This is a genomic window from Nonomuraea spiralis, assembly GCF_014648435.1.
Classification (GTDB): Bacteria; Actinomycetota; Actinomycetes; order Streptosporangiales; family Streptosporangiaceae; genus Nonomuraea; species Nonomuraea spiralis.
On record NZ_BMRC01000009.1, the window covers coordinates 92,895 to 105,494 of the forward strand.

Genomic DNA, 12,600 nt, shown 5'->3' on the forward strand with positions numbered 1-12,600 from the left:
CCCGGCCCGCGTCGGACGGCTCGGGGACCGGGGGCTGACGATGAGGGACGAAGCACGGGAGGCCCGCGCGACACCGGGCCTGCCCCGCCGCGAGCTGCTGAGCCTGCCGGCCGCCCTGGCCTGCGGCTCGGCACTCCTGACCGCCTGCGCCGACCCGGACCAGGCCCGCGGCGCCGACCCGGACCAGGCCCGCGGCGCCGCGACGCCCGCCCCCAGCGCCGCGACGCCCGCCCCCAGCGCCGCGACGCCCGCCCCCAGCGCCGTGACGCCCGCGCCCGCTTCCAGCCCCGGAGCGGTGCGGGAGGTGCCGGTCACGCCTCCGGAAGATCTCATGCGCGAGCACGGCGTCCTCAAGCGTGTCCTGCTGATCTACCGGGAAGGCGTCCGGCGGATCGACGCGGGCGAGCAGGTGCCCGCGGCGGCCCTGCACGCCGGGGCCGGCATCATCAGCACCTTCATCGAGCAGTACCACGAGCGGCTCGAAGAGCGTTACGTCTTCCCGCGCCTGGTCAAGGCCGGCAAGCTGACCGACCTCGTCCCCGTCCTGGTCCTGCAGCACCAGCGTGGGCGCGTCCTGACCGCCCGCATCCTGCGGGCGACCGTCAGGCCCACTTCCCAGCAGGCCCGGCGCGGCCTCACCGCCGACCTGGCCGCCTTCGTCCGCATGTACGAGCCCCACGAAGCCCGCGAGGACACCGTGGTCTTCCCCGCCATGCGGGAGGTGATCCCGCCGAAGGAGTTCACCGAGCTGGCCGAGACGTTCGAGGAGGAGGAGCATCGCCGGTTCGGCGCGGCCGGCTTCGAGGGCGTCGTCGGGCAGGTGGCCGACATCGAACGCACGCTCGGCATCTACGACCTGAACCAGTTCACACCCCGCGTCTGACCCCGGCCGGACGCCGACGCTCCAGGGCGGCACTCCGACGGGCGACCCGAAGGGACCGCTGACATGGACCACATCGTGCTCGGCTACGACGGCTCGGACTTCTCGATGCAGGCCCTGGACTGGGCGCTCGACGAGGCCGAGCTCAGACACCTGCCGCTGACCCTCGTCCACGCCTGGCAATGGCCGTACGGCGAGGCGGAGGAGGAGGCCAAGGCCCATCTGCGCAGGGCGGCGGAGCACGTCCTGTGGCACGGCGCCGAGTGCGCCCGTTCCACCGGCTCGGTCGTCCAGGTGGAGACCGGCCTGTACGAGGGCCCCGCCGCCCAGCGTCTCGTCGAGCTGTCCGGCGGCGCCACGCTCGTCGTGGTCGGTTCCCGGGGGCTGAGCGCGCTGCCCAGGGCGGTGGTCGGCTCGGTGGCCGGGTACGTCGCCGCCCACGCCGGCTGCCCGGTGATCGTCGTACGCGGGCCGGGGCCGCTGCCCCAGGCCGCGCGGCCGGGGCCGATCGTGCTGGCCGAGCGGGAGCCGGACGCGGCCGTGATCGAGTTCGCGTTCGCCGAGGCGGCGATGCGCCGGCTCCCCCTCGCCGCCTCGGCCGACCTGACCGAGTGGGCGGCCCGCCGTCCCGAGGTCGACGTACGGCCGCACGACGCCCACGAGCCGGCCACCCTCGTCGTCGTCGGACGGTCGCGCGGCGCGCGGTCCGGCATCGCGGATTCCCTCACGCAGCACGCGCCCGGTCCCGTGGCGGTCGTGCCGGGAGCGGGCGCCTGACCCCGGCCACTGCGCGGTCTCACCCGGAACGATGGGCGGCCTTCTGGGGAGGAACCACGGCCACCGGGCACGCCGCGTGGTGCAGCACGCCGTGGCTGACCGAGCCCAGCACCGCGGAGGCGAACCCGCCCAGCCCGCGCGAGCCCACCACGACCAGGTCGGCCGTGGAGGAGGCGTTCCTGAGGGCGGAGACCGGGTGGTCGCAGCGTTCGTCGTCCACGATCCGCACGTCCGGGTTCCGCTCCTTCCAGGGCATCACCTCCTGGAGGACGGCGTTCGCCTTCTCCTTGAAGTCCTCGGTGAGGACGCTGTAGGCGGCCGCGTACGAGGACAATATCGGGGGCTGCCAGGCGTGGAGCACCAGGAGCTCGGCGTCCTGGGCCCGTGCCTGCGTCACGGCGTACTCCATGGCCGCCTGGGAGTGGTGTCCGTCGTACCCGACCACGATCCTGCCGTGCCGTACCGTGGAGGCCTCGCGGACGACGACGACCGGCACCGGGGCGTGCCCGGCCAGCGCCAGGCTCGTGGAGCCGAGCACCATCCCGGCGAAGCCGCCCAATCCTCTGCTGCCCAGGACGAGGCTGTCGGCCTGGGCGGACTCCCGTATCAGGTCGCCGACCACCTGTCCGGGCAACATCTCCGTGACGACCTCGATCCCGGGTGCGAGGCCGCGCGCCCGGTCCGCCGCCGCGTCCAGCATCCCCGAGCAGTACTGGACCGATCCGGAGTCGCGTGCCCACTGCTCGCACACGTGCACCAGGCGCAGCTCCAGCGAGCGCCTGCGGGCGTCCGACGCGGCCCACTCCACCGCCGCCACCGAAGGCGGGGATCCGTCCACGCACGCGATGATCGGTCCGGCCATCTGTCTCGTCTCCCTCTGCTCGCCGACGATCATCCCGGGGGCAGCCGTGGGTTCAGTACGGCGGCGGGGGCCACCGCGACCGGGCACCAGGACTCGAGCAGGGCGGCCTGGGTCACCGGCCCGAGGAGCAGGCAGGGAGGCGCCTCGTTGCCCCGGTTGCCGAGCACGAGGAGCGTGGCGTCCCTGGTCGCGCCGAGCAGTACGCGCTGGGGGCGTTCGGTGACGAACTCGGTGATCACCGTCACCTCGGGGCACCGGCCGGCCAGGTGGGAGACGACTTCGCGGAAGCGGGTCTCCGCGCCTCTGCGCAGCGCGTGGGAGTCCACGAAGGGAAGCGGTTCCTGCCAGGTGGACGATCCGCAGTCCGCCCAGCAGCACAGTGCCGTCACGACGCCCCCGCGCAGCGCGGCCTCGTCCAGGGCGAAGTCGAAGGCGGCCAGGCTGGCGGGCGAGCCGTCGAGGCCGACCACGATCCGGACGTCCTGGCCCGCGGACGACTGGACGGGCGGCCGTACGACGACCACGGGGGTGACGCTGTGCGCGGGCACCTGCACGGCGGCCGAGCCCACCTGGAGGCCGTCGAACCCGCCCTGCCCGCGAGATCCGAGCACGGTCAGCTCCGCCTCGCGCGCGGCCTCCAGGAGCACCGCCGAGGGTGTCCCCCTGCCCAGGAGCGGCTGGACGTCCAGGTCCGGGGCGAGCTCTCTGGCCCGGCGCAGGCCCTCGTCCACGATGCCGAGGGCGAGCGGTTCGAGCTGCTCGATGATCTCCTGGGCGACGGGCCTGGGGGCGTACGGCCAGTGCAGGGCGTGGCAGACGAGCAGGGGCGCCCCTCGCAGCCGGGCGTCCGCGACCGCCCAGTGCAGCGCGTGCCGGCTCGCGGGGGAGTCGTCGTAGCCGACGAGTACGGGCCGGCCGGCTTGTTGATGGCTCACTGCCGCCTCCGGAAGAGGAATTGTCCGGGTCCTCCGATGATGAGCCTTCCCGCCGTCGTACAGACGAGCCCCACAGAGGAGGAAACTCTTGCCCTTTCCTGTTTGTGTCTTCTTGTCTGCTTCGGGAAGGGGAACGCCGAGGGAGTCCGTGGGTGAAGGAGGGGATCGATGCGCCGCCGGATCGTGGCCGGCGTGGACGGATCCCCGTCCTCGACCGCCGCCGTGGAATGGGCCGCCGCCGACGCCCGGCGCAGAGGGCTGCCGCTGCGGATCGTGCACGTGTGCGAGCAGTGGTCCCAGGGCGTGGAGGGATCGCGGTACTGCGCGGGCGCGCTGGAGGCCGCCGCCGCGCGGGCCCGCGAGCTGGGCGGGGACGTCGAGGTGAGCGCCGAACTGCTGGCCGGCAACGTGATCGAGGCGCTCGCGGACGAGTCCGCCGCCGCCGACAGCCTGGTGCTGGGCAGCAGGGGCATGGGGGGATTCGCCGGCATGGTGCTCGGCTCGGTGGGCATGGCCGTGGCGGGGCACGCGGCCGGCACCGTCGTGATCGTCCGGGGCGCCGCCGACGCCCGGCACGGCCTGGTCGTGGTCGGCCACGACGGCTCAGAAGGCTCGCAGGCGGCCATGGCGTACGCCGTCGAGCAGGCCCGTACGCGCTCCGCCCGCCTGCACGTGGTCTACGCCTGGCAGCCGCCGGTGGTCTCGCCGTACTGGGCGGCCTACAGCCGGCTGCTGGCCGACTCGTACGAGGAGGAGCAGCGGATGGCCCGCGCGCGGGTGACCCCCTGGCGCGGGGCGAACCCCGACATCGTGATCACCGACGAGCAGGTGCACGGCCATCCCGTGGCCGCTCTCACCGAGGCGTCGGCGATGGCGGACCTCGTCGTGCTCGGTTCGCGCGGCCTGGGCGGCTTCTCCTCCGCGGTGCTCGGCTCGGTGAGCCACGGCGTCCTGCACCACGCGCACTGCCCGGTGGCGGTGGTCCGGCCGCGCGGCCCGGTCATCGACGGACGAGACGCCGCAGGGCGGTCCGGCCCGGGGTGAGCGCGCCGCGCGTGGTGAAGCGGTGGGCCCTGCGGTGCGTACGGTGGGCGGGGCTGCGCCTCCCACCCGGCAGACGCGCCGGAACGGCCCGGTAGAACCGGCGTTTGCCGAGCTCGATGAGGGCCAGATAGGCGACCACCATCAGCGCCAGCGCGAGGAAGAAGGGCCCGGGCAGCGGCTGGAACCCCAGAACGGGGGCGAGCGGCGTCACGGGGATGACCGCGCCGACGGCCACCACGCCGAGTGCCGCCAGCAGCAGCGGCAGGCTCGGACGGCTGCGGAGGAAGGGCACCCGCCTGGTCCGGATGGCGAAGACCACCAGGACCTGCGTGGCGAGGGACTCCACGAACCAGCCGGTGCGGAACAACGGCGGCCCGGCGTGGAAGACACCGAGCATCACCCCGAACGTGACGAAGTCGAACACCGAGCTGATCGGGCCGAAGAACAACATGAACCGCCGGATCAACGACACGTCCCAGCGGGAGGGCCGCCGCAGTTGCTCGGCGTCGACGTGGTCGGTGGGGATGGCCAGTTGGCTGGAGTCGTAGAGCAGGTTGTTGAGCAGGATCTGGGAGGGCAACATCGGCAGGAAGGGCAGGAAGGCCGACGCCGCGGCGGCGGAGAACATGTTGCCGAAGTTGCTGGAGGTGCCCATCAGGACGTACTTCATCGTGTTGGCGAAGATCTGCCGGCCCTGGGTGACGCCGTCGGCCAGGATGTCGAGGTTCTTCTCCAGCAGCAGCACGTCGGCGGCGTCCTTGGCGACGTCGGTGGCCGCCTCGACGGAGATGCCCACGTCGGCGGCGTGCAGCGCGAGCGCGTCGTTGACGCCGTCGCCCAGGAAGGCCACGTCCAGGCCGCCGCGCCGCTGGGTCCGCACGATGCGCGCCTTGTGCTCCGGGCTGACCCGGGCGAACACGGTGGCCTGCTCGATGAGGGCGGCCAACCGGACGTCGTCGGCGGCCTCCACGTCCCGCCCGGTCAGTACGCGCCCGCCCGGCAGGCCGAGATCGGCGCACAACTTGGCGGCGACCGCCGGGTTGTCCCCGGTGAGCACCTTGACGGTGACGCCCAGCCGGGCCAGGCGTTCCAGCGCGTGCGAGGCGCCGGCCTTGGGCGGGTCGAGGAAGACCAGCAGGCCCTCGAAGGTGAGGTCGTGTTCGTCGGCGGGGGTCAGGGTGGTCTGAAGGGCGGCCGCGCCGGACAACCGCCGGGTGGCCACCGCGACCACGCGGTTGCCCGCGGCGAACTCGGCGTCCAGCACGGCCCTGGCCTCGTCGGTGACGGCGGTGCAGCGCTCCAGCACGGCCTCGGGAGCGCCCTTGGTGACGACCAGCCGGCCTTCGCCGTCCTCGACCAGCACCGAGGCGGCCCGCCGTTCGTGGTCGAAGGGCACGACGGCCAGGCGGCGGAAGCGGGCCAGGCCGGTCCGGAGCGAGGCGGCGGCCGGGGCGTCCCACAGGGCGACGTCCAGCGGATTGCCGCTCGCCGCGCGGCCCGGCCCGCCGTCGTGACCGGCGGGCTGGTCGGCGGGCTGGTCCGCGGGCTGGTCCACGACGGCCTCGTTGCACAGCAGGCCGAGTTCCAGCACGTGGTCGGCGGGGTGGCCGTCCGGGCCGAGTGAGCGTACGAAGCTGATGCGTCCCTCGGTCAGGGTTCCGGTCTTGTCGGTGAACAGCAGGTCGACGTCCCCCAGGTCCTCGATGCAGACCAGCCGTTTGACCAGCACCTTGTGCTGCGCCAGCCGGCGGGTGCCCGCCGCCAGGCTGGTCGAGACCACGGCGGGCAGCAACTGGGGGGAGATGCCCACGGCGATCGCCAGCGAGAACAGCAGCGCGTCCAGCACCGGGCGGTGCAGGACGAGGTTGATGACGAAGATCGCGGCGGTGAGCGCGGCGGCCACGCGGACCAGCAGCATGGAGAAGTCACGCAGACCGATCTGGAACTCGGTCTCCGGATGGCGTTCGCCGAGTTGCAGCGCGATGCGCCCGAACTCGGTGCGTCCCCCGGTGGCCACCACCACGCCCGTGCCGGACCCGGCGTGCACCACCGTGCCCATCAGCGCGCAACTGGACAACTCGGCCAGCGCCGGGTCCGGGCCGACGGCCTCGGGGGTCTTGGCGACGGGCAGCGACTCACCGGTCAGCACCGACTCCTCGCACTCCAGCCCCGCCGTCGAGACCAGCCGCAGATCGGCCGGTACGACATCCCCCAGCCGCAGCACGACCACGTCGCCCGGCACCAGCGTGACCACGTCGACCAGGCGCGGCCGGTCGTCACGCCGTACCAGGCAGCGGTGCCGGATCTGGGTGTGCAGCGCCTCGGCGGCCCGTTCCGCACGGTATTCGTTGAAGAAGCCCAGTCCGACGGACGCCGTCAGGATCACGCCGATGATCAGCGCGTCCGACGACTCGCCGAGGAAGAACGAGGCGGCGGCGGTGACGGCCAGCAGGATCAGCAGGGGCGAGCGGAGCTGGCGGACCAGCACCGCCAGCCGCCGGGCCTTGTGGGTGCGCAGGGAGTTGGGCCCCACCGTGGACAGGCGGCGTTCGGCCTCGGCCTGGCTCAGGCCGCCGTCCCCGCTGTCCAGCCGGGCCGTCACGGCGGCGGCGGGCAGCCCGGCCGCGACCGTGACGTCCAGCGCGTCCTCGCCGGTCACACCGCTCGCCCGAGGCGTCGCACGTCCCGGCCTCCCCGCTCGGTCTGCTCCGGTACCGAGGACCAGCCGGACCGTCGCCTGCTCGCATCCCCGTCCTCACCTCTACCCAGGTGGCCGCGACGTGTCGCGCGTTCAGTGGCCGTGGCAGCAGGACGTCCGGGCGCTCTCCAGCTGGACGGGGTCGTTCCACCAGTGGGCCGCCGTGCTCGGGTGGACGGGGACGCGCTCCCTGACCCTGCCGGAAGCCGGAGCGGCGGCCGTGGACTCGGCCTGGTCGGTGGTGGTGGCGGACGGGTACGGCGCGAGAAGCTGCTCGACGGTGTGGTGTCGCCCGCCGACGACGACGGCGGTGACGTTGGCGGCGTCCTCGATGCGGGACAGCGGGTCGCCGTCGATGAGGGCCAGGTCGGCGTACATGCCCTTGGCGATCCGGCCCAGCGGGAGACCGAGGTACGCCCCGGACGTGCTGGTCGCGGCGGTGAGCGTCTCCCGTGGGGTCAGGCCGTACTTGACCATGGCGCGCAGGTTCATGTGCAGGCTGATCCCGAGGTGATCGATGGGCGCGTCGGTGCCGGCGGTGACCACGCCGCCACCCCGGATCATCGCCGTGAGCTGCGCGACCTGGTTGGCGAGGTTCGTCCGGACCACCTGGACCGCCGCCGGGTCGGCGGTCCGCGCCGCGGTGACCGTCGCCTGGAGCGCCGCCGTGCGCCAGTTCGGGTAGAGACGGCGGACCCGTTCGTCGGTGACCAGCGAGGTGTCCTCCCGGTAGAGGGTCGAGGAGTTGAACAGCGTGGGCGTCCTGGCCATCTTCGCGGCGTTGAACATGGAGATGACGTCGGAGTAGGCGGAGCCGACGTTCGTGACGGTGCGGGAGTAGCCGAACCGGTTGGTGGCGCCGACGTGCTCGGTCTGGTCGCCGCCCATGGCGATCGCCGGGTAGTGGTAGTGCGAGCTGACCGGTTTGCCCTGGCGGTGGGCCCAGTCGATGACCTCCTTGTGCCAGGCGACCGGCAGCCGTACGTAACACTTCATCAGGTCGTAGTCGAGGGCGGCGGCCCGCCGCAGTTCGAGCCGCAACTGGTCGTGGGAGTACGTCGGGCGCATGAAGTTGTAGTAGATGCGCGCCCCGTCGACGGCCTCGCCGGTGCCCAGGTAGCGCGGCGCCAGCCGGGCGCCCGACTGCACCGACTCCCGCTCCTCGACCATGTGGTACGCGGGCGAGCCGGGTGAACGCGTCGTCGTGACGCCCAGGGCGAGCCACAGCGGACCCTGCCGCGAGCCGTAGGCGTAGCCCTGCATCTCGCGGTGGTGGTGGATGTCGATCAGCCCCGGCATGACGAACCTGTCGCGGGCGTCGATCCGCGTGCCGGGCCTTCCCTCCCGGTGCGGTTCGATCGCGGCGATGCGCTGGCCTCGTACGACGATGTCGACGTCGCGGAGGACGCCGCCGGAGACGCCGTCCCACATACGACCGGCGTGGATGACGAGCTGATCGGGGCCGGGGTCGTTGCGCCAGGTCAGCCGTACCGGGATCGACCGGGCGGGTTTGCCGTCGAGGCGCGCGATCCTGAGGCGTCCCTCGTTCAGGTGGAGGAGGGCGGACGAGCCGCCTGCCCAGACGGGCGCGTCGGAGACGTCCCGGGTGACCTGGCGGGCGCTGCCGGTGGGCCGTCCGGACCGGTCGACGGGCAGGACCCACAGGACCGACTCCATGGCGAAGGCGAGCATGGTGCCGTCGGGCGACCAGACGGGGCCGTCGTCACCGCGGGTCTGCAGGGAACGGTGGGGCGCTGGATCGACGTACGTGCCGGCGCCCGTGGCCCGGTCGACGAGCAGGATCTTCGACAGCCCCTCGCGGTAGCGCCGCGAGTACGGCACCACCGCGGCCAGCGCGAGGGTCCTGCCGTCGGGCGACCAGGTCGGGCGGCCCGGCTCGAAGGTGGCGTCGAAGATCTTCCGCAGGTCGCCGGTGGCGACGTCCACGACCCACAGGGCGCCGTCCTGGTCCAGGTAGGCGATCTCCTTCCCGTCAGGGGACCACCGGACCGACAGGGCGGCGGAGTCGGTCAGCCGGGTCACCTGGCGGTCGGCGCCGGTGGCCAGGTCGCGCACCCAGACGTTGAGGGTCCCGGTGCGGTCGGTGACGAACGCCAGCCGCCGCCCGTCCGGGGAGAAGTCCGGGTCGGCCTTCCACCAGCGGTCGCGGAAGAGCGGTTCCGGGGTGCCGCCGTCGCGCATCAGGTAGATGTCGTTGAGGGCGCGGAAGGCGATGGCGGACCCGTCCGGGGACACGGCCGGGCTGCCGATCCCGACGACGGGGAACGACCCGGGCGCGTCGAACACGCGCACCTTCTTCTCGTACGCCGGGGTCGTCGTCGTCAGGGCGGCGGTGAAGCCGATCGTGCCGACGGACGCGGAGCCGAGTCGGCGGACCTTGATGGTGCCCGCGGAGGTGTAGAAATACCGTCCGTCGGCGGCGAAGCGGGCGCGGAACGGGAAGACCTCCTCGCCGGTGACGAGGGGGCCCGCGGTGCCGGCCAGGTCGTTGGCGCCCGAACGGAAGTGGTGGTAGGCGAGGTCGGTGCCGTTCGGCAACCAGGACGGCTGGTGGATCACCTGACCGGCGGGCACCGTGACCGCGGTGCGGCGCGCGCCGGTGGCGACCTCGACGACGTCGATCCTGGTGTCGGCGACGACGAACGCGATCTTGCTGCCGTCGGGCGACCAGGCCGGCTCGTACTCCTCGGCGGAGGTCTCGGTCAGGACGTGGGTCGCTCCGGTGGCGACGTCGAGAAGGTGGATGCCGTAGCTGCCCCCGGCGTCGGAGGAGTAGGCGATGGTACGCCCGTCCGGGCTGTGGCGGGGCTCCCGGTGATCGTACGGGCCGGTGGTCAACTGCTTGATCGCGGACCCGTCGGGGCGGATCGTCCACAGGTTGAAGACGCCGTCGCGGTAGGACTGGAACACGATCGTGGAGCCGTCCGGGGACCAGTCGGGCTGGGCGATGTCGTACAGGTCGCTGGTGAGCCTGCGGGCGGTGCCCCCGGAGGCGGAGCAGACCCACAGGACGCCGAGCAGGTCGAAGGCGAGCAGGCGGCCGTCGGGCGAGGGCGCGACGCCGAAGTCGGTGCCGGAGGCGACGGGCGTCCGGTCCGTGCTCCCCGCCGTGCCGGCCCTCGCGGGCGGGGGCGGGGCGAGCATGGCGGCGAGGGCGGCGCCGCCACCCGCCAGGACGGTCCGGCGGGACGGGCGGGAGGCGAATCCGCCGGGGGGAACCGGTGAGTGAGACATCGGGGGATTTCACTCCAATATTCACGCATGGTCAGATAGTCATCGAGCCGCCGCCATTTGGAGAACGACGTCGGCGAACGGCTGGATGTGATGACACACGATTCCTGGTCCGCGGCGGATTACGTTATCGGCCGGGAGCTCTTCCGGTTGACCATCGCCGCCACCTGCCTGCCTGCGGCTCATACGCTCATCGAGGCCAGCGGGACCTGTTCGCCCCGCATACGTGCACAAGAATGTGCATACGTCCGCCGGAAGAATTGGTCAAGAGCCGCCGAACCGTTTTCACCCTGCGGCGTCCGGTGCCTACCGCCCTTGCGTTGCCACCGGGTGCCACCGGGCGTCGAGCCGGGCGTGCCGCATGCGGCCTGTCAGACGGACATGCAGGGTCCCGGGTGTGGTGTCGCGCGGGTCCCTGTCGATCGCCAGGGCGCCGTGCCGTACCGAGAGGTCGCCGGCGTCCACGGTCATTCCCGGTGCGAGGATCAGGGCCACGTCGCCGCCGCGTACCCGCAGCTCGATGACCAGCTCGGGCGCGGTGCGCACCGCGCCCGTCAGGTCCAGGGTCACCTCGCACCACGCGGTGCGCACCGCCAGCCGGCGCGGCAGCGTCCACCGGCCGGCGCGGTGCACCGAGCCGTGCCGTTCCTTGATGGTGAGCAGTTCGGCGGCCGGTCGCGCTGGTGCGCCGCCGGCCGGCGCGGCGATCAGGTCGGCGGTGAGCGGGGCCAGCGCGTCCAGGGTGCGGGCGGTCAGCGCCGCGCCCAGCCGCTCGTCGAACTCGACCGGGTCGAGCCGGCCGTCCACGACGGCGGTGCGCAGCAGCTCGGCGACCCGGTCGCGGTCCTCGTCGGACGCGCGCAGGGCGGGTACGGCGCGCCTGCCGGGGCCCTGCCCCCCGGACGCCCGCGTGGTCAACGGAGGTCCTGGTCCCAGGTGACCGGGAGGCTCTTGACCCCGTAGATGTCGGCGGTCTCGGGGCGCAGGGCGACCTCCCCGGCCGGTACGGCCAGGCGCAACGACGGGAAGCGGGCGATCAGCGCGGGGAACGCGACGCGCATCTCGACGCGGGCGAGCTGCTGGCCCAGGCACTGGTGGATGCCGTGGCTGAAGGCCAGGTGGCCGCCGTCCTGCCGGCGCAGGTCGAGCGTGTGGGGGTCGGGGAAACGTTCGGGGTCGCGGTTGGCGGTGTTGAGGGACAGGATGACCGTCGAACCGGCGGTGATGGTGTGGCCGCCCAGCTCGACGTCCTCCAGCGCGACCCGGTGGAACTGCTTGGCGACGCTGAGGTACCGCAGCAGCTCCTCGACCGCCTGGTCGATCAGCTCGGGCTCGGCGCGCAGCGCGGCGAGCTGGTCCGGGTTCTGCAACAGCGCGAACGTGCCCAGCGCCAGCATGTTGGCGGTGGTGTCGAACCCGGCCGACAGCAGGATCAGGGCCATGCCCTGCAACTCCTCGTCGGTCAGGTCGCTGTCGAGCAGGTCGCTGAGCACGTCGTCGGTCGGGGCGGCGCGCTTGGCGGCCACGAGCTCCGCGAGGTAGCGCTGGGTCGCGAGGTAGGCCGCGATCAGCTCCTCGTCGCCCACCTCGCCGCCGAGGAACTTGTCGATGTTCTCCTGGAAGAAGCCCCGGTCCTCGTACGGCACGCCCAACAGCTCGCAGATGATGACGGCCGGGATGGGCTTGGCGAACGCGGTCACCAGGTCGGCGCCCGGTCCGGCCTTCTCCATGGCGTCCAGGTGGGCGGCCGTCACCTGCTCGACCCGCTCGGTGAGCAGGCGCATCCGGCGTACGGTGAACTTGCCGACCAGCGGCTTGCGGTAGCGGCTGTGCTGCGGGTCGTCCATGAGGAGGAACTCGCCGGGCGGTGCCGGCGGGACCTCGATGTCGCCGTAGTCGATCAGCGGGTGGTGGCGCATGAGTTCCTTGCGCGAGCTGAACCTCGGGTCGGCCAGGATCGACCGGGCCAGGTCGTAGCCGGTGACCAGCCAGCCCTGGTGCCCGCTGGGGAAGGGGAAGCGGCTGATCGGGCCGTGCTCGCGGGCCTCGACCAGGCCCTTGGGCGGGTCGAAGGGGCAGCCGGACTCACGTGCCGTCGGCATCGGGGTGACGGTGTGAACGGACTCAGTCATGATCTTCCTTGTCTCGCGAA

9 protein-coding genes are annotated in these 12,600 nt (G+C 72.9%); 3 read left to right on the top strand and 6 right to left on the bottom strand.

Going from position 1 to position 12,600, the window contains the following annotated elements:
- The first annotated feature begins 40 nt into the window (after positions 1 to 40).
- A complete protein-coding gene (locus IEZ27_RS23230) occupies positions 41 to 883 on the top strand; it encodes a hemerythrin domain-containing protein (protein WP_229824255.1) in 843 nt (280 codons plus the stop codon).
- A 63-nt stretch (positions 884 to 946) separates the two neighbouring features.
- Positions 947 to 1,657 (top strand): universal stress protein, encoded by a 711-nt coding sequence (locus tag IEZ27_RS23235; protein WP_189649166.1) that lies wholly within the window; start codon positions 947 to 949, stop codon positions 1,655 to 1,657.
- Between the two features lie 19 nt (positions 1,658 to 1,676).
- On the opposite strand, the gene IEZ27_RS23240 is transcribed toward IEZ27_RS23235, so the two are convergent.
- Both IEZ27_RS23240 and IEZ27_RS23245 read right to left on the bottom strand, forming a co-directional pair.
- Positions 1,677 to 2,519: a universal stress protein gene (locus tag IEZ27_RS23240; RefSeq protein ID WP_189649167.1), complete on the bottom strand. Its 843-nt coding sequence runs from the start codon at positions 2,517 to 2,519 to the stop codon at positions 1,677 to 1,679.
- 29 nt (positions 2,520 to 2,548) lie between these two features.
- A complete protein-coding gene (locus tag IEZ27_RS23245; RefSeq protein ID WP_189649168.1) occupies positions 2,549 to 3,454 on the bottom strand; it encodes a universal stress protein in 906 nt (301 codons plus the stop codon).
- 168 nt (positions 3,455 to 3,622) lie between these two features.
- On the opposite strand from IEZ27_RS23245, the gene IEZ27_RS23250 reads away from it, so the two are divergent.
- On the top strand, positions 3,623 to 4,498 hold the full coding sequence (locus IEZ27_RS23250; protein ID WP_189649169.1) for a universal stress protein: 876 nt from the start codon (positions 3,623 to 3,625) through the stop codon (positions 4,496 to 4,498).
- On the opposite strand, the gene mgtA is transcribed toward IEZ27_RS23250, so the two are convergent.
- From mgtA to IEZ27_RS23270, 4 genes are all read right to left on the bottom strand, one after another.
- Positions 4,455 to 7,157, bottom strand: coding sequence for a magnesium-translocating P-type ATPase (gene mgtA, locus IEZ27_RS23255; protein ID WP_189649170.1), 2,703 nt, complete (start codon positions 7,155 to 7,157; stop codon positions 4,455 to 4,457). The genes IEZ27_RS23250 and mgtA overlap by 44 nt on opposite strands.
- A 132-nt stretch (positions 7,158 to 7,289) precedes the next feature.
- Entirely contained in the window at positions 7,290 to 10,451 is a 3,162-nt protein-coding gene (locus tag IEZ27_RS23260; protein WP_189649171.1) for an amidohydrolase family protein, read from the bottom strand.
- A 303-nt stretch (positions 10,452 to 10,754) separates the two neighbouring features.
- Entirely contained in the window at positions 10,755 to 11,366 is a 612-nt protein-coding gene (locus IEZ27_RS23265) for a DUF1707 SHOCT-like domain-containing protein (RefSeq protein ID WP_189649172.1), read from the bottom strand.
- Complete coding sequence (locus IEZ27_RS23270; RefSeq protein ID WP_189649173.1) at positions 11,363 to 12,580, bottom strand: cytochrome P450; 1,218 nt, start codon at positions 12,578 to 12,580, stop codon at positions 11,363 to 11,365. The genes IEZ27_RS23265 and IEZ27_RS23270 overlap by 4 nt, the downstream gene beginning before the upstream one ends.
- Between the last annotated feature and the right edge of the window lie 20 nt (positions 12,581 to 12,600).

Bases quoted from the DNA above. Each gene is read 5' to 3' on its own strand.
- IEZ27_RS23230 (WP_229824255.1), top strand. From the start codon at position 41: ATGAGGGACGAAGCACGGGAGGCCCGCGCGACACCGGGCCTGCCCCGC.
- IEZ27_RS23235 (WP_189649166.1), top strand. From the start codon at position 947: ATGGACCACATCGTGCTCGGCTACGACGGCTCGGACTTCTCGATGCAG.
- IEZ27_RS23240 (WP_189649167.1), bottom strand. From the start codon at position 2,519: ATGGCCGGACCGATCATCGCGTGCGTGGACGGATCCCCGCCTTCGGTG.
- IEZ27_RS23250 (WP_189649169.1), top strand. From the start codon at position 3,623: ATGCGCCGCCGGATCGTGGCCGGCGTGGACGGATCCCCGTCCTCGACC.
- IEZ27_RS23260 (WP_189649171.1), bottom strand. From the start codon at position 10,451: ATGTCTCACTCACCGGTTCCCCCCGGCGGATTCGCCTCCCGCCCGTCC.
- IEZ27_RS23270 (WP_189649173.1), bottom strand. From the start codon at position 12,580: ATGACTGAGTCCGTTCACACCGTCACCCCGATGCCGACGGCACGTGAG.